General features: G+C 43.6%; 23 protein-coding genes, 1 tRNA gene and 1 riboswitch. Of the genes, 19 read left to right on the top strand and 5 right to left on the bottom strand.

What is annotated here, in order from left to right; all coding sequences use genetic code 11:
• Positions 1-69: 69 nt before the first annotated feature.
• Both HXT48_RS02460 and HXT48_RS02455 read right to left on the bottom strand, forming a co-directional pair.
• Positions 70-1,881 carry an AMP-dependent synthetase/ligase gene (locus HXT48_RS02460; RefSeq protein ID WP_421793155.1) on the bottom strand — a complete coding sequence of 604 codons (1,812 nt, stop codon included), beginning with the start codon at positions 1,879-1,881 and terminating at the stop codon, positions 70-72.
• 142 nt (positions 1,882-2,023) lie between these two features.
• Complete coding sequence (locus tag HXT48_RS02455) at positions 2,024-2,641, bottom strand: M23 family metallopeptidase (protein ID WP_234025927.1); 618 nt, start codon at positions 2,639-2,641, stop codon at positions 2,024-2,026.
• 206 nt (positions 2,642-2,847) lie between these two features.
• On the opposite strand from HXT48_RS02455, the gene HXT48_RS02450 reads away from it, so the two are divergent.
• A tRNA-Asn gene (locus tag HXT48_RS02450) sits at positions 2,848-2,923 on the top strand.
• A gap of 181 nt (positions 2,924-3,104) precedes the next feature.
• Positions 3,105-3,953, top strand: a complete 849-nt coding sequence (locus tag HXT48_RS02445) for an ATPase (protein ID WP_416091155.1) — start codon at positions 3,105-3,107, stop codon at positions 3,951-3,953.
• Positions 3,954-4,069: 116 nt separating this feature from the next.
• On the opposite strand, the gene HXT48_RS02440 is transcribed toward HXT48_RS02445, so the two are convergent.
• On the bottom strand, positions 4,070-5,461 hold the full coding sequence (locus tag HXT48_RS02440; RefSeq protein ID WP_421793192.1) for an amino acid permease: 1,392 nt from the start codon (positions 5,459-5,461) through the stop codon (positions 4,070-4,072).
• Positions 5,462-5,610: 149 nt separating this feature from the next.
• Positions 5,611-5,797, bottom strand: a riboswitch (Lysine riboswitch).
• Between the two features lie 328 nt (positions 5,798-6,125).
• On the opposite strand from HXT48_RS02440, the gene HXT48_RS02435 reads away from it, so the two are divergent.
• Entirely contained in the window at positions 6,126-7,304 is a 1,179-nt protein-coding gene (locus HXT48_RS02435) for a tyrosine-type recombinase/integrase (RefSeq protein WP_041160504.1), read from the top strand.
• A 237-nt stretch (positions 7,305-7,541) separates the two neighbouring features.
• Here HXT48_RS02435 and HXT48_RS02430 read toward each other — a convergent pair whose 3' ends face one another.
• Together HXT48_RS02430 and HXT48_RS02425 are read right to left on the bottom strand one after the other, a co-directional pair.
• Positions 7,542-8,393, bottom strand: coding sequence for a hypothetical protein (locus HXT48_RS02430; RefSeq protein ID WP_421788785.1), 852 nt, complete (start codon positions 8,391-8,393; stop codon positions 7,542-7,544).
• A gap of 307 nt (positions 8,394-8,700) precedes the next feature.
• Positions 8,701-8,943: a helix-turn-helix domain-containing protein gene (locus HXT48_RS02425; RefSeq protein WP_421793154.1), complete on the bottom strand. Its 243-nt coding sequence runs from the start codon at positions 8,941-8,943 to the stop codon at positions 8,701-8,703.
• A gap of 206 nt (positions 8,944-9,149) precedes the next feature.
• Here HXT48_RS02425 and HXT48_RS02420 point away from each other — a divergent pair, with 206 nt between their 5' ends.
• The 16 genes from HXT48_RS02420 (at position 9,150) to HXT48_RS02345 (ending at position 16,896) form a co-directional block, all read left to right on the top strand.
• Positions 9,150-9,383 carry a helix-turn-helix domain-containing protein gene (locus tag HXT48_RS02420; protein WP_012914298.1) on the top strand — a complete coding sequence of 78 codons (234 nt, stop codon included), beginning with the start codon at positions 9,150-9,152 and terminating at the stop codon, positions 9,381-9,383.
• A 118-nt stretch (positions 9,384-9,501) separates the two neighbouring features.
• Positions 9,502-9,684 (top strand): hypothetical protein, encoded by a 183-nt coding sequence (locus tag HXT48_RS02415; protein WP_119522692.1) that lies wholly within the window; start codon positions 9,502-9,504, stop codon positions 9,682-9,684.
• Complete coding sequence (locus HXT48_RS02410; RefSeq protein ID WP_421793153.1) at positions 9,668-10,042, top strand: hypothetical protein; 375 nt, start codon at positions 9,668-9,670, stop codon at positions 10,040-10,042. The genes HXT48_RS02415 and HXT48_RS02410 overlap by 17 nt, the downstream gene beginning before the upstream one ends.
• A 99-nt stretch (positions 10,043-10,141) precedes the next feature.
• Entirely contained in the window at positions 10,142-10,417 is a 276-nt protein-coding gene (locus tag HXT48_RS02405; protein ID WP_288231167.1) for a hypothetical protein, read from the top strand.
• 372 nt (positions 10,418-10,789) lie between these two features.
• Positions 10,790-11,083, top strand: coding sequence for a helix-turn-helix domain-containing protein (locus tag HXT48_RS02400; protein WP_288231166.1), 294 nt, complete (start codon positions 10,790-10,792; stop codon positions 11,081-11,083).
• Positions 11,084-11,275: 192 nt separating this feature from the next.
• Complete coding sequence (locus HXT48_RS02395; RefSeq protein WP_119522682.1) at positions 11,276-11,488, top strand: DivIVA domain-containing protein; 213 nt, start codon at positions 11,276-11,278, stop codon at positions 11,486-11,488.
• A gap of 237 nt (positions 11,489-11,725) precedes the next feature.
• Entirely contained in the window at positions 11,726-12,076 is a 351-nt protein-coding gene (locus tag HXT48_RS02390) for a hypothetical protein (protein WP_421793152.1), read from the top strand.
• A complete protein-coding gene (locus tag HXT48_RS02385; RefSeq protein WP_288231165.1) occupies positions 12,066-12,224 on the top strand; it encodes a hypothetical protein in 159 nt (52 codons plus the stop codon). The genes HXT48_RS02390 and HXT48_RS02385 overlap by 11 nt, the downstream gene beginning before the upstream one ends.
• Before the next feature lie 11 nt (positions 12,225-12,235).
• The gene (locus tag HXT48_RS02380; protein ID WP_421793151.1) at positions 12,236-12,547 is read left to right on the top strand and encodes a hypothetical protein; all 312 of its coding nucleotides are present in this window, start codon (positions 12,236-12,238) and stop codon (positions 12,545-12,547) included.
• On the top strand, positions 12,540-13,070 hold the full coding sequence (locus tag HXT48_RS02375; RefSeq protein ID WP_119522676.1) for a hypothetical protein: 531 nt from the start codon (positions 12,540-12,542) through the stop codon (positions 13,068-13,070). The genes HXT48_RS02380 and HXT48_RS02375 overlap by 8 nt, the downstream gene beginning before the upstream one ends.
• Positions 13,063-13,962 carry a phage recombination protein Bet gene (gene bet / locus HXT48_RS02370; protein WP_119522674.1) on the top strand — a complete coding sequence of 300 codons (900 nt, stop codon included), beginning with the start codon at positions 13,063-13,065 and terminating at the stop codon, positions 13,960-13,962. Before HXT48_RS02375 ends, bet begins: the two co-directional genes overlap by 8 nt.
• The gene (locus HXT48_RS02365; protein WP_421793150.1) at positions 13,962-14,459 is read left to right on the top strand and encodes a single-stranded DNA-binding protein; all 498 of its coding nucleotides are present in this window, start codon (positions 13,962-13,964) and stop codon (positions 14,457-14,459) included. Before bet ends, HXT48_RS02365 begins: the two co-directional genes overlap by 1 nt.
• A 10-nt stretch (positions 14,460-14,469) precedes the next feature.
• Positions 14,470-14,814 carry a hypothetical protein gene (locus HXT48_RS02360; protein WP_147396499.1) on the top strand — a complete coding sequence of 115 codons (345 nt, stop codon included), beginning with the start codon at positions 14,470-14,472 and terminating at the stop codon, positions 14,812-14,814.
• Positions 14,811-15,140, top strand: a complete 330-nt coding sequence (locus HXT48_RS02355; protein WP_012914308.1) for a hypothetical protein — start codon at positions 14,811-14,813, stop codon at positions 15,138-15,140. Before HXT48_RS02360 ends, HXT48_RS02355 begins: the two co-directional genes overlap by 4 nt.
• Positions 15,137-15,541: a hypothetical protein gene (locus HXT48_RS02350; RefSeq protein WP_012914309.1), complete on the top strand. Its 405-nt coding sequence runs from the start codon at positions 15,137-15,139 to the stop codon at positions 15,539-15,541. The genes HXT48_RS02355 and HXT48_RS02350 overlap by 4 nt, the downstream gene beginning before the upstream one ends.
• Positions 15,542-16,179: 638 nt before the next feature.
• The gene (locus tag HXT48_RS02345; RefSeq protein WP_421793149.1) at positions 16,180-16,896 is read left to right on the top strand and encodes a hypothetical protein; all 717 of its coding nucleotides are present in this window, start codon (positions 16,180-16,182) and stop codon (positions 16,894-16,896) included.
• Positions 16,897-16,948 lie beyond the last annotated feature (52 nt).

Raw genomic sequence — 16,948 nt, 5'->3', positions numbered from 1 at the left:
GAACGCAATCTGCAGCTTGAATATAGCTTCAAGCTAACTTCAAGTTATATTCCACGAATTTACACGCAGCTAACGTTTGCGTGGAGCATAAATAACATGTTCGATAAGGTCGTTATAACGCTCTACAACAACTTGACGACGCGCCTTTAAACTTGGCGTAATCAAACCGTTTGCCTGAGTAAACTCATCTGGAACTATTTCGAACTTGCGAATAGACTCAGCTCTAGAAACTAGCTCATTTGCTTTGCTAACAGCACGCTCAACTTCTGCTCGCACAATACCGTTACGTGAAGCCTCTTTTAAAGACCGTACAGGGCATGCGCCACGCGAAGAAAGCCAAGTATTTACTTCTGATAAATCGAGCGCAATAATTGCTGAAACAAACGGCTTCCTGTCTCCAATAACAACAGCTTGAGAAATAATAGGTGAAGACATTAATGAAGCTTCTAACGCATTTGGAGATAAGTTCTTACCGCCAGCAGTAATAATAAGATCTTTCTTTCTGCCTGTAATACGCACAAAACCGTCATCGTCTAAAGACCCAAAATCTCCCGTATGCAACCAGCCATTTACAATCTGCTGTTTGGTAAGCTCAGGATTATTATGGTAGCCTTTGCATACTGCAGGACTCTTAATGCACAATTCACCATCGTCAGCAATAGCAACAGATACACCCTTTACAGGCAAACCAACGGTACCAATGCGATAACCTGTCGTAGGATTCACCATAGAAGGAGCACAAGTTTCTGTCATTCCATAGCCTTCTAGAAGAGGTAAACCAATGCCATTAAAGAAATGCGCAATCGACAAATCTAAAGGAGCGCCGCCCGAAATAGCGTATGAAACAGAGCCTCCAAAGACGTGCAACAGTGGAGCATACACCAATTTTTTACATATTGAATGGCTAAGAGCAAGCATTGGAGGAACCATTGAACTAGACTGCTGAGCGCGAGACCATTCGCGAGCAACCTTAGACGCATAAGCAAAAATAAAACCTTTTACTCCCCTGCCTGCTTTTTGAGAAGCAGCATTGTAAATCTTCTCAAAAATGCGTGGAACACCAAGAATAAATGTTGGTTTAAAAGTTTGAAAATCAGACAATACAGTTTTCAAATTACTCGTCAAACCAAGAGTTATATTTCCAGCAAAGCAGAACAATTGCATAAACCTAGCAAAAACGTGCGCAAGAGGCAAGAACAGCAAAAGACGCGGGCTGTCTTTTATCGCAATATCTGGCATAGAAATAACACCTGATTTAGCAATAAAAACAAAATTGCTATGAGTAAGCTCAATTCCTTTTGGCTCACCAGTTGAACCTGAAGTGTATACAATTGTTGCTATGTCACTTCCATTAACAGCGTGCACTCGCTCATAAAATTCAGCATCAGTTACTGCTTTACCGTATTCAATGCACGCGTCGATAGCACCACGATTCATTACATATACGTCGTGAAGAGTAGGACATTCTTCCTGAACAGCCTCTACTTTTGGCAACATTTCAGGAGACTCCACAAATATTGAACATACTTGAGAATCTTGAACAATATGTTGTATTTGCAGCGAAGAGCTTGTTTCATAAATTGGCACTGTCAATGCGCCTATAGACATAATAGCCATATCAAGAACTGTCCATTGCCATGAAGTGTGAGCAATAATTGACACAGCGTCACCAGGCATTACTCCTCTAGCAATAAAGCCTTTAGCAACAGCTATTACTGTATCTCTAAATTCTTGAGCAGTATATGACTTCCAAACGCCGTCAGTTCCAACGTATTCAACCAAAGAACCATTAGGATTGCGCTCTGCTCGCTCTTCTAGCAGTGAGAAAACATTAACATCTGTATTAATAGACTCATCAAGTGGACGAGAATATTCTTGCATATTAGCTCCTCTATCTGCTGAATTGACGTATATCTTTACTATACGCGATTTGCAAGCCTTCGCATATGCGAATATCTACAAGATTGTAATCAATTTTGTTCATTTATCTACAAATATCTACGATATAAATATATTATTTTGCTCATTCCACAGGCTTAAGCACAATGCGACGCTTAACAGTCATTCTTTCAGGATTAACATATGTGCGATTTTTACGCTTTAAACCCCACTGCACACAAGTTGTGCCGCAATGGTCCGAATCTCCTTCGACATGTGCAAAATTCTGACCTTTTTTCACAAAAACACCAACGCTAAACTTTGTTACAGCAGGCTCAAAAGTGGATGTCAGTTCACCATGCCTAATAGTCACAACTGATTTACCAGCGACTTTACCAGCAAAACTAATAACGCCATCTGCAGGCGCAAATAAAGGAGTCCCTGTGCTTGCAGCTAAATCTACGCCACGATGCCCAGCCATCCAAGGTTTAGGCGGAGGATTAAAAGCTTTTACTATTTGTGCAGGTTTCACAGGCCATTGCATAGCTGACTTGCATGTTTTTTCACTATAATCACCTTTAGAAAGAGCACACTTGTGGCAACATGTCACAGCAGATTCTACAACATAATATTTAAGATGATGATTATTTTGCGAAATTTCGGGTTGTAAAAACAGCGCATCTAATAAAATAACTGAGATTATAAAAATCCCCAAACAGGCAGATATTTTGTAATATAATCCATAATTTTTGCGAATACACATATATTCCCCATCCATATTTTTATAAAACGACTTTTATAAAAGTTTTGCAGCTAATTTGCGAAAATCATAAGCTTTTAAAGCATTGTGGATAAAACATATGCTTATAATCACTGTTTCGACACGCCAAAACACGCCATATTTGCATCTTTGAAAATTACGTGTAATATAAATGTCTTGTGCACAGCGCTTAGTTGAGTACAAGATATTCCTGCGTAGCTCAGTTGGCAGAGCGTTCGACTGTTAATCGAATGGTCGCTGGTTCAAGCCCAGCCGCAGGAGCCATGAAGCCACTGGTTTTCCAGTGGCTTTTTGCGTTAAATATTACGACTTGTATCCACAAGCAAAATCTTGATTGTTTAGCGCTCATGAGCGTGGCTAACATAAACATTTTGGCGTATTATATAAACGAGTTGCGTATTCAAATGCGCTAATGTTGAGCAGCAATAGATAACAGAGGACAAATATGAATCAACATAGCTCCGATAGTGTTGAAAAGAGTCAAAAGAAAAAGCTCATTATTCTCATTGTGGGAATTGTTGTGCTAGCTTTAGCTCTTGGCGCAGTTGGCACACTTTGGTATATGAAGCAGACTGAACGCACTAAAGCAGCTCGCAAACAGTGCGAAATAAAAGTTGCACAAATTTCTAAAGCCAAAGCCGTATGGAAAAGTTTAGTACACAACAGCGTAATAACAGATCTCACAAAAGGTGACTCTGATAACGCAAAAGAACTTGCTAAAATCATGAGCGAAAAGGTTCCTGACGCAGTATCTTGCACAGCAAACTCTCCTGAAGAACTTGGTTCCCAAAGCGTAGAAGCTTTAGCTGCTTCTGAATGGTATGCAGTCAAAGCAAAAAGAGTGCGCGAGTTGGCTGTTACATTAATCGATGAAAATAACAAAAAAGATAAAGACAAAGACAAGCAAGACGAAGAAACAAAGAAGCAAGAGATAAATGAATCGACTGGAATTGTAATTCAGCGTTCAAATGTTGTCCCACCAAAGCCAAAGCCAACACCAGCGCCGACGACAAATACTCAAGACACTAAGAAACAGAAGACTGAGAAGAATAAGAATAAAGACAAAGACAAGAACAAAGACAAGAACAAAGATAAGGAAAAAGAACAGGAAAAGAACAAAGAAAAAGATAAGGATACAAAAGGCAGCGAAGACGGATCTGGCGACGGAAACCATAAAGGAAATGATGGTCAAGAAGATCCGAATGATAAAGCAAAAAAGGGCGACCAAGATTCCTCTGCTAAAGCGGATCTAATAGGACCTCCACCATCTTCAGAATCTCCACAAAAACCATAAAACATATTCCTCTGTTATCTAACTCAATAATAAAAGCTCCCAGTGATATACGCTGGGAGCTTTTACATTATCTAACTCTACATCGTAAACGATGTTGAACTTTATAAACTATTCGTTCATTTTGCTACTCGAACATGAGTTAAATCGACTTCTTCAAGAGGAATTACTCGAGTATGATTTTTAATCTTGTAGCCAATGTATAGAACGATAAATAGCGGCACGGACATGTACGTGATTCCAATAGCCTGCCAGTTAAGCGTTGCAAATGAATGCAAATCCTGACCAACAATAACAAGAATACATAAGAAGAACGCAACAATAGGACCAAACGGATACCACTTTGCTCGATAAACTAATTCATCTAAGGAATGACCTTGAGCCAAGTATGCTTTACGGAAGCGATAATGAGCTGCAGCAATACCAGCCCAAGCAATAAAACCAGTCAAACCACTTGCAGCAACCAGGAACATGTAAATTTGCGAACCAAAAATACTCATAAAGAAAGTAAATAAAGCAACTACAAATGTAGCAATCAACGCAGGAACAGGAATACCACGAAGACTTACCTTGCCAAATACTTTTGGAGCATTATCTTCTTTTGCGAGCGAATAAAGCATTCTTGTTGAAGCATACATGCCGGAATTTGCTGCAGAAATAACAGAAGTCAGAATCACTGCATTCATAACTGCCGCTGCAGCTGCAAGCCCTGCACGTTGGAACACAAGCGTAAACGGACTAATAGCAATATCAGTTACATCAGAACCAAGTAAGTTCTTGTCAGTATAAGGAATAATGCAAGCAATAACGAAAATTGCAAGAATGTAGAAGAGAAGAATACGCCAGAACACTTGCTTTACAGCTTTTGGAATACTCTTTTCAGGAGTTGCAGACTCTCCAGCAGTAATACCAATAAGCTCAGTTCCTTGGAAAGAGAAGCCTGCAATAGCGAACGCACACAACACTGCAGGAACACCGCCTGCAAATGGAGCGTCCTTATGAGTGAAGTTTTGCAAGAATGGCGCTTTGCCACCAACAATGCCAACAATCGTAAGCGAACCGATAACAAGGAATACGATTACTGCCAACACTTTAATAATAGAAAGCCAATACTCAGTTTCTCCAAAGCACTTAACTGTAAGCACATTGATAATCAAAATAAGCATAAGAACCGACAGTGAGAAAATCCATATTGGCACTGTTGGGAACCAATATTGCAGAACTATTGCTGCAGTACTAACGTCCACCGCAACCGTAATAGCCCAATTAAACCAATAGTTCCAGCCCATTGCGAAACCTAGTGCAGGATCAATAAAACGTCCAGAATACGATGCAAACGATCCACTAATAGGCATAAATGTTGCCATTTCACCAAGGGAAGTCATAAGGAAGTACACCATAATGCCAATCGCACCATAAGCAAGCAAAGCACCACCAGGACCAGCCATATGGATTGTTGCACCACTAGCAACGAATAAGCCGGTGCCAATGCTGCCACCTAAAGCAATCATGGAAATATGTCGGGTTTTTAATCCTCGATGGACATCGTTATTTTGATGAGTATTCTGCTGAGTATTCTGTGCAGCAGTAGATGATAATGAGCTACTCATTTTTCCTCCTTTCATGACAATCAGAGGCAAAACAAGCAAGCAAAAGCAAGCGTGTCGATAGCTCTCCGCAGCGAATGCCGACTCGCTGCGACAGTCCTTGGTATATTAAGCCAAGTCCCAGCTCACTACTTTTGGGATTAAGCAGTAAACTTCGGCGCTCTCCCCTTTTGTAAGCAATTAACGCTTTCCCTGGCTCATGCTTACTACTCTTGTCGAGCGCGACCTCTGGTCGATGGTGTTCATTATTAGTACGACTTGCAGACAAACAGTAAAAAATACGGCGTGGCGCATAAAAATTAAAAAATAATAACAAAAAACGCCACCCCAAAAAGAGGTGACGTTTAAAATTTGTGGAGCTAGGGGGATTCGAACTTGTTGGGATTCCGCCATTTCTTGTTTTCGTTGGTATTGCAACGATTATCGTTGATATTCCGCCATTCTTACGGCGTGTCACAAGCTTTCTGACTCCGGAAAACACGCGCGGATTGGGTATAATTGGTGTGTCGTTTGGTGTGTCGTTTGTGTTTCGTCGACTCATCAGTGATTAAAAGCAAGGAGCATAAAAATGGTACAAGAATTTGGGACGCTGAGCTATCGTCCCACGAAAGAGAATCCGACTAGAATAGTCGCACGATACCGTACACCAATGTACGCATTCAGCCTGTGGCAAAACTTACCTAAAGTGCAATCCAAGAGTTTCCCTATCCATCAGAAGCGCGCCGCAGAGGACTGGCTGAGAAAAGCAGAGTATGAGATAGAAGAACGAATATGGGTGCCACCTCAAGAGGTAAAAAGACGCGAAATAGCAGAACACACAACGCTAGACGCGTACTTTCCTGAATGGCTTGAAAAACGGCGCGTGCGCGGCAAACCGCTTAAAGATAGCACAAAATACGCGACAACGAAAACGTATGAGAATCATATTAAACCGGTGCTTGGTAGTGTTGCGCTCGCAGACTTGAGTACGCAAATGGTAAACGATTTTAGAGACGGCTTGGACGCGGCGCAACCGGACATGGTACGCAACACTATGAAAGTATTGCGCGCTATTGTAAACAGTGCGCTGCGACCGGATATTAACGGCAATCCGCCAATCTTGAAGAATAATCCGTTTACTGTTAGTGAAGCTAAAGTTGAGCGTCGCCATGAGATAACAATCGCAACACCTGAAGAAGTTAAAACAATATACAGTATGATGCCTGACTCTTACGCGCCTACTGTTCTGCTAGCTTCGCTTGGAGCGTTTCGTATTGGTGAGATTTGCGCGCTCAAGGTCAGTGATATTGATTTCAAGCATAATACGGTTACGATCAGTAGGACGCGCGCGACTACCCCTAACTCGACTGTGCTGACGACCGCACCGAAAACTGAGCATAGTAATCGTAGTGAGGTGATACCAGTCTCGCTGGTTGATGGTTTAAAAGAGTTCGTGAAAAAGCAAGAGTTAAGCAAGGATGATTGGCTGTTTCCTATGAGAACAGATAGGACAACGCCTATCCGTACGAATACGCTACGAGATTACTATGATAAGGCTAGGCTTGCTGCGAACCGTCCTGACTTGCATTTCCATGATTTACGCCATACGTGCTTGACGTGGCTTGCACAAAGCGGAGCGACTGTTAAAGAGCTAATGGATATGGCTGGTCATGCTGACCCGAAGATTGCAATGATTTACCAGCATGCGGCGGATGAGAGACGGCGCTCGCAAGCTGAAACGCTTGGCGGCAGGCTATTTGGAGAGTAATTATGTGTAGCTCGTCTACCGTGTGTAGAAGGAGTTTCCTACATCGTTGCGGCGATGTTTGTTAACTCGCTTGCCATGTGTAAGTGGAGACTCTAGGGTACGGCGTTAAAAACCGTGCCCTATTTTTATAAGTAAAGCGCGCTGGTAGAAAATGGGATAAAAACTACTAGCGCGCTTTGCTTGGTTTGAGAACCTATTCAATTATGCAGAGAGAAAGAGATAGATAAAAAAGATTTATCAGTTTCTATTATAGCATGTTTCGTGGTTTTGTTGTTGTGTTTCTTTGCGAGTGTCTGGAGCGTTGTGCCCGTATTTTACGAAGTATTGGCGTGGTGTGAGTCCTTCGTGTTTGCGTTTGAATTGTTCAATTTCTGGGTTGATTGGCTTACCGTACATTTCGTCCTCGGTTTCTTCTTGTAGCGGTGTGGTTTCTTCTTCTATTTTATCGTGTTCAATGGCTTGCTGCATTGTTTTTGTTTGTGTTTTGAAGAGTGCTAGTAGTGTTTCGTTTGGCGTGCTGTTCCCGGTTGGTGCCGTTGGTGCGGTTGGAGTAACCGTGCGCGCCGTATGTTTAGGCATACCGTTGTTGGGTTGCGGTTGAGCGTCCGGTGGCTTGTTGTCTAGGTTGAGCGCATACCGCACGTATTTTTCACACTCCCGGTTCTCGTCCTCGTCCCCTATGGTTAAAAGCCACACGGCACTACTACGCTTGCTGTACCTACTGGTTTTTAAACACTTCACAAGACCTTTAGCTTGTAGTTTTTTCATAACTCTACCAATGCGAATGCGCGCGGTTTCCTCTTTTCTCAAGTCGCGTGGCTCATTGCTTATAACGCTTACATTCTCAAGAGAATCAGCAATAGTCATGCCTAAAGATTTTGAGAGTTCACGCCATCCGTACATGTAAATTCTAGGCATCAGCTTTTTCTTTTTAGCCTTAGCATCAAGAGGATAATCAGCGGACGATAATGCTAATTCCATTAAGACCGTGTTTTCGATAGAGTTAAAAGAGGTTACTGATCCTCTTTTTGAATTAAAGATGCCTTGCCGCGTCAAAGTTCTGACGATTTGAGCGTTTCTTATTCCCATTATTGCTACGCTTTCCGCTTCCCCATGGCGTGTGGTAGACTACATGAGGAAACTTGTTGAGAGTTTCTTTTGCCCTATCGCAAAGGTGGTTTGATTTTGCGATAGGGTTTTATTTTTCCCGTACATTGATGTTACATATACTTAGTAAAAGAGCGCGTGAAATCCGTACATTGATGTACGAAATCCGTACATTGATGTTACATCAAGATGTAACTTTGATGTAACACCTTTGGGGTTACATTGATGTAACACCTTACATATATACATAACTATTACATATACTTTCATATACGCGTTTTCGCGCTTTTTAATTTTTCTCATCAATATTCTCCAACGCGTCTTCTGTTAGGTAAAGCTCGGCTTTGTCGGCAATATCGTTGATTGTTGTTCCTAACGCAGTCGCGATTTGGTATAGCTGAGAAACGTTTATATCACGCCTACCGTGGACTACTCTATCAAGCGTTGTAGGGGGTATGCCTGCTTTTTTAGAAAGCTCTTTAAGGGTCATGCCCTTTTTTAAGCGCTCATCTGTAATTACTTTCGCAATCATTATATTTATTCTGTTCATGCTTTATATGTTACATCAATGTACGTGTTTAACACCCCCATTTGGGGGGATATTTTTTAGCAAAACACCACAAACGGCGGAATATCAACAATTAAATCAAGTATATAAAATTGTTGCTCTTCGTTTTAACACCCCCATTTGGGTGTGTCGTAACTTGACACACCCCCATTTGGGGGTATTATGAAAGTATGACAAACGAAGAAACAAACACATACATTGCACTTAATGTGCAAAAAGCATTAGAGAGAGCCGGCTACACCATTGCTGAAGCATCAAGGCAAACAGGCATTGCTGCTACCACATTGAGCCGCAGACTCCAAACACCAACAGAAAGCTCATTCAGAATGAACGAACTCATTGCGCTCGCAAATCTTACGAACCGTTCCCCAATAAGCTTTCTCAAAACACCAGCAAAGGAATAACAATGAGCGCGAAAGAAACAACCACAACAATAATCAACCAACACGCTAAAAACATCATCTACATAACAAACGTCAAAAACATAAACGAACTGGAAAACGAACCAAACGAGGAACAACAATGAACAACAAAATCAAAGAACTAAGAGAAAAGCGCGCCGCCGCTAATTTTGAAAAACATGTAGCGCTTTTTGCTAAACAAAACGCCGACGCAGACTACCGCGAAAAATTAGAAACCTTCAACAAAATAAACGAAGAACTAGAACAAGCCAAAGAAGAAGCCAACAATGACACCAGAAATTGAAAAAGCCACACAAGACTGGATAACAGCCGAACGCGAATACAACGAAGCCGAACAAGGCTTCATGGACATAAAAGACCAACTAACAAAACAAAACCTAGACGACGCCAAAGCAGAACAAAAGATAGAACAACTCAACAAACAGCTCGAAGAACTAAAAACAAAAGAATACAAACTCGAAGAACAAATAAGCATCGAACAGCGCAAAGCCTACAAAATCTTCGGAACCCTAGAAAGCAACTGGGACTACAAAATGGCGAAAAACAACCTCATAGGCGCAAGAGACAAACTCGACATCGCGCGAAACTACCTAAAACGCCTAATCGCAAAAGAAGCAGAAAATGACGCCACAAAACATTAACCACCTAATCGACGCAACAACCGCGGTTATTGCCGGGCTAGGCATCTCAGGAATCTTCGCATACGTACTCTACCTAATCCTTAAAAACATAGACTAACCATGACACCGAAACAAACCCTCGCACGCGCAAAACAAATCGACCAACTCGCACAAAAAGAATACGAAAAAGCCGACAACCACTGGCTAACAGCAATAACAAAATACGCGCAAACCAAAAAACAATACGAAAACTACCCAAACTTCACAAACAAGAAAAAACTACAACAAGCCGAACACAAAAAACAGCAAGCACTAGACGAAAGAGAATACGCGATCAACAACGCGTATGAAGTAAGACAAAACCTACTACAAGCAGAAAAGGAAAACCAAAAATGAAACACCCATACACCAAACTACTAGCAAACATAATCGCATACGCTGCAAGCATCATCCTATACGCGCTCAACGCAGGCGGTAGTATCAACGGCTTAACAATCCTCAGCATCACACTCGCAACCATAGCAAGCATCAACCTAGTGCGCGCAATAACCACAATCACAGAAAGAAAACAACAATGAGCAAAACCACAGCAACAATAAGCATCATCATCAGCATCCTAATCGCCTTAAGCGGCATCACACTCGTATACGAAACCGCACACAATCAAATAGACAGCATCAACCTACCAATCGGCTTCTTCCTCATCCTCATAGGCGTAACAGCAACCCTAAGCGTATGGAACGAGTACATGATCCAGAAAGACATTCAATGTGTGAAAAACAGTACACAATCAAAGACATCATCCAACGATTCGACAAACTTGAACAACGATTCGACAAACTCGAGCAACAAATCAAACAGCGAACAGTAGTTAAAAAAGCGTACACCATCAGCGAATTCGCCAAAGCCTACAACATGACCGAGTTGAAAACGCGTGAACTAATTCAGCGCGGAAAAATCAAAGCCACAAGCGATACAAACGGGCGCGGCACACGCTACCTAATAGACGCAAAAAGCATAGAAGACTGGTGGAGTAAACAACTCGGCAAACCAATCAAATAACAATTTTAAGCGCGTAAACGGCACTCTAGAAAAGACAGCAACCAGTTTTTTGTACCGTTTCTGGTTACTCAAGCCGCTAGAGGTGCGAAGTTCGACTCTTCGCACGCGCACAAAGGGCATGATGAATGGGGGACGCTCCATGTACTTAAACTCGTCAAGCTGCATCATGCCCCCATTATGAAAGGAAAACTAATGCTCATAACACCACAAGAAGTCCGAGACGCGCAAATAAGCACGCGCTTCTTCGGCACAGGATACGACATTGAAGAAACCGACCGGTTGCTCGACAACTGCGCGCGCACTATCGAAGTTGTTGGCGCGCACTGCGTCGAACTGCAGTCGGCACTGCTTACTATGAAACGCTTGCTTGAAGCGCATAACATTCCAATCCCACAAACAATCTGAGGTATAAAAAATGAGCAACAAACCAACATACGAGAAAATTCTCGCACACATAATTTTCGCGCTTATTCCTACTATTTTCTGCGCCATAGTATGCATTAGCACCGCGTTCACTCACGCTTTAGACGGCTGGTTACTCCCATGCGGAATATACATGGTATTCACGGCTATTCTTGAGCTAATTAGCGTGATTCTTAGTGCTGTTGTTGCTTATGTCAATAGTTAGGCATGGTGGTGAAAGTGAGCAACATCATGACAACGGACGAAGCATTAAAAGCATTCGTAGAAACATGTGACACGCCTGGCAAAACACTAGGCGAGATGACAAACGCATTCAAAGAACTAGAAGCAACCATTCCCCACCCTCTACAATGCAACTCAGAATTCGCTTACGCAACATTAAGCAAAAAAATCAGAATGTTTGCCGACTACATGAAAATGGAACGCGTTAAAAAATTCGTTAAATTTATCAACCTAAAACCGGACGAAACAGACGCGCGCGCTGAAACATTGCAAGAGATAAAAGAAACTTGCAAAACCTATCAAATAGCCTTAACGCTGGAAGCGAGTGTTAATCCGAATGAAAAATAAGAAACGCGTTCTCAAAGCGGCGAAGAAAATGCGTAAAGCATTAAAACAGCAGCACCAAAACCAGATAGGCGAAAGCGGCGTAATCGAATACTACACGCAGAAATACCAGAAAGCCTACAACAAACTACTCGACCTACTAATCGACTAAAGGAGGGAACGATGATTAGCACAGAGCTAGATGAAGCGTTAGCACAGCTTAAAAAAACAGACGGAAAACACGCGCAATTACAGAAAGAATACGATTCCGCACGAGCAAAATGTCAGCCACTCACACATGCCCAAGCTGAACTCGACAAAGCCAAACGCAAACACGAAGACGCACTCGACAAGTGGCACGAACTCGATAAACAATTCGATGATGAGCACGCTTGGCTTATAGATGCGATAGATGACGCGTGCAACAAGTGGTACGAAGCAAAACAACGCGTCAACGGAATAATCCGCAAACTAACTGGAGCAAACAATGACTAAAGAAATCACAGACTTGGAAGAACAATTAAGCAACCTCAGCGACCACGACTTATACGCGTTAATCGCCACACTAACCAAGTGGGAAAAACGAATCAAAGAAACACTAGACAAAGCCAAAGATGAGTACAAGCGGCAAAGAAACTCAGGCGACAGTGACGAACTACGATTCAACAACAAAACCGTAGGAACAATCAGCATAAGCAAAGGCAGTGAAGGTTACTACATTGTGAAAGACCCGAAAGCCTACGCCGCAATCCTCAAACAAATTCAATGGACTTTAGATGACGGGCGCGACGCATGGTACACAACAATAATGCCATGCCCCGAAGCTTGTACGCCAGACTTTCTCGACGAACTAATTCGCGCTCACGATGGAGAGATCCCTAAAGGTGTCGAATACAAGAATGGTAGAGGCTCAGTCACGACAGTGAAATTAGACCGTGACTATGCTAACTCACCACTCGAACTCAAGGGCATCATAAACCCAGTCACACTACAACTCGAAGCAGGCAAAAATGAGTAGTGAACTTACTATTACTCAAGACCAAACCGACTGGACGCAGCAGCAGGTTGCCGCGCTCAAGACGCTTGGCGTATCAAACGATGTTACGCAGGCTGACCTTGCTATTTTCCTCACGCAGTCCAAGCGCACCGGTTTAGACCCGTTCAGCCGCCAAATCTACATGATAGGGCGCAAACAGAAAACAGCTAACGGTTACGAGACCAAGCAGACGATTCAAGTCGGCATTGACGGTTTGCGTGCAATCGCGCACAGAGTAGCGCAACAATGCCACGAAGTTTTCAGCATGAGTGACACACTGTGGGCTGATAAAACCGGCGTATGGCATGACGTGTGGTTATCCCCCGAACCACCATCAGCCGCAAAAGTAAGCGTCAAGCGCGGCGGCGGAGTATTCAGTGCCGTAGCAATCTTCAAAGAATACGCGCCAATATACAACGGCAAACTCAGCGGCATGTGGTCATCAAAGCCAGCCTTAATGATAGCGAAATGCGCTGAAGCGTTAGCGTTGCGTAAAGCGTTCCCATCAGATATGAGTGGCATTTACACGGACGACGAAATGAGCAGAGCTGAGGATGTGTCCGCGCCAACAGTTGTTGAAACGTCCGCGCAACAGCAAGCAGAAACAATAAGCCACAGAAGACCGCAAATATCGACACAAGAGCAGAGAGAACAGATTTTCGCAATGCTTGCAGAAGCAGGAATCAGCGACAAGCTCAAAGCAATAAACTATTTGAAACACGCAGCTCACATTCCACCGACAAAACAGGAAGCAGAATTCCTAATCGCAAACCGTGAGACTGTAATTAAAAAAGCTAGTGCGTGGGTACGTGAGCAAAGCACGAAACGCACTCAAGAACTAGCCGAACAACAACAAAAAGAAAAGGAACAGTAATGGCTGGAGAAACCACAATAACAATCGTAGGCAACCTAACTTCAGACCCTGAGTTGCGCATGATCCAATCAACCGGCGCATCCGTCGCCACATTCTCAATCGCATCCACCCCACGCACATTCGATAAAAATCAGAATCAGTGGGTAGACGGTGCCGCATTGTTCATGCGATGCCAAGCATGGCGAGACTTGGCAGAACACATTGCCACAAGCCTAGCCAAAGGCATGCGAGTAGTCGCAACCGGTAGGCTCAGTCAGCGCACTTACGATGAGCAAACAGGTACGAAGCACACGGTAGTGGAAATGACCGTCGACGAAATCGGAGCAAGCCTACGATACGCCACATGCCAAGTCACAAAAACAAGCACAAGCACAGGCTTTACAGGCTCAACCCCCCAAACGGCACAAGCATCAGCCGCACCACAAGCCAACGCGTGGACGCAAGCCGCACCAAGCAAAGACCCATGGGGGAACCCAGAACCCGACCCGGAATTCTAGGATGCAAAAAATGAAACTCACACTAGGTCAACGATTCAAAATCCTCTTCACCGGCAAAATATCCGTAACGCAACCAACTTTGACACATGATCGTAAGAGTACGAGAGTAAAACGCGCGTGCGGCAAATACGCAGAATTAGCTAAAAAAAGCCGTCAAACACCAACCGAATGGGTTCAAATCGCTGTAATGCCTTTAGGTAGTGCGCGCACACTCGCATCAAGAGTAAGACGCGGCGGAGTCGCAGCATTCCGCAAGCCACGCGGAGGAGTTTACGAAGCGCGCATAACACCATGCATGAGCGAATACGTCGTAGAAATGCGTTTTATACCAAACAAAAAGGAGAACAAGAAATGAAAGTAAACGAATACTATATCGATGCCATTAACGCTGACAAAGTACTGGACATACTAAAAACCAGCATAGAGCCAAAAGACAATCCACGACTCAACCTAACAAAAATTCGCTCACCATACAACGTCGCATACAAAATTGACTACACGGCGTACGTTTCAAAAGAAGAGTATAAGCAGATAAAAGCAATCGCAACAAACGAAACCTCCACCGACAACGAAACCAATTCGCCTAACTTTGCCGGGCTGCCAGAAAACGTGAAAGATGCTTTAGAAAAACAGTGCGCAATTTTTTTCGCTATCGCTAATCATGAGGACTGCGAAGAATGAGCAGGCAGAAACAGAAAGGCACGGCGTTTGAAAGCGCAATCGTAGAATACTTGCAAAACAATCTCTGCGATGACACTATCGAACGTCGCGCTTTAAACGGTACGTGCGACCGTGGCGACATCAGCGGCGTAACATTCTGCGGCAGCCGCATGGTACTCGAATGCAAAAACGAAAACCGCATGCGACTAGCCGAATACATGCGCGAAGCTGAAACCGAAGCCACCAACGATAACGCACCCTACTATGCGGTAATACACAAGAAACGCGGCGTAGGCATAAGCACAGCGCAAACCGTCGGGCAACAGTACGTGACAATGCCACTACACATGCTAGTAAGCATCATTTACGAAGCAAACTACTGGTGCGAAGAAGCACACGAAAACAAGGAAAACAAGAAATGAAAAAACAACACCTAACACAAGTAATCACCGGAGGGCACAACACAACCGCAATCCCAATATGGGCAAGGTACGGGCAACCTCACGCAATACCTACAATACCAATGCAAACCTACTTGTGTCAGCGTTTAAGCACAAGTAACGACTTGTACTCAAGCAATGACTTAAAACAGTACATGAACAAATTAACAGGCAGCACACAGCGAGCGAAGGCGAGCAAATGGTAGTAAAAAAGATGACTGATCTAATACGCAAATGGTATGCGGACGGAATGCCACTCAGCTACATATGCAAACAAACAAGATTAACAGAGCAGCAGATAAAAGCAATAATTAAAAACACGACAACCGCAGAAGAATGGAAAAGAACAATATTCAGCAACCACCGCTAGACCTAACGCGAGCATTGCGCGCGCTAGGATACACGCACCCGAGCGACCTAGACGGCGCGAGCGTAATCGCCATACGCACCAACGGTGAAATCGTCCACGACTACCTGCAAGGCGTGACAAACGCGCGCGCACAAGTAGTCACATGGCGGTTGCGCGGCAACGGCGAGCGCATCATGGAAAGCATACGCACAACAAGCGCATGGCGAACCATGCTGGATAGTAGTTGGAAAACAATAAACATACTGGAGAAATGATGAACGCAGTACAAGCTAAATTAACGGACTATGATGGATTTGTTGAAAAATTCAAGCCTAAACTAACCACAGACGACTGTTACACGCCGCCGCAAATCTATGAGATTATTAAGAATTGGGCGGTTGAAAGATACGGTTTGCAGGGGCGTACTATTTTGCGACCTTTTAAGCCCGGTGGTGACTATGAGGCGGAAGAGTATCCGGAAGGTTGTGTGGTTATTGATAATCCGCCGTTTAGTATTCTGAGGAAGATTAAAGATTTTTATATCACGCATCATGTTGATTTTGTGCTTTTCGCGCCAACGCTCACGCTTTTCAGCTCAACGGATAATGTTGTAAACTACATACAAGTCAACATGCCTATCCGGTACCATAATGGCGCAGTCGTGAACACTAGCCTTGTGACTAATTTAGGCGATAATCTCGTTGAGACCGCGCCAGACTTAAGACGCAAAATCGTAGAGACTCAGAAAAAGTCGGGCGTTAAGTTTAACACCGTTGCAAAATACGTGTACCCCGAGCATGTAATATCCTCCGCGCTACTCAATAAGTATGTGAAGCACGTGCAGCCGTTCGTATTAAAGCGCAGTGAAGCGCTCTTTGTGAGAGCACTAGACTCGCAGCGCGCAGCCAAGAAAAGCATTTATGGGGGGGGTATCTCATTAGCAGCAAAGCCGTTGAAAGGCTTAAGCAATGCTTACAAAGTCCGCTAGTAGAAGGCTGCACAGACTCAGAGCCCCCAACAAAATGGGAGCTAAGCGGACG

This window comes from Gardnerella sp. KA00127 (assembly GCF_049244125.1).
Taxonomy (GTDB): Bacteria; Actinomycetota; Actinomycetes; order Actinomycetales; family Bifidobacteriaceae; genus Bifidobacterium; species Bifidobacterium swidsinskii.
This window is presented reverse-complemented; position numbering and strand designations above follow the sequence as displayed.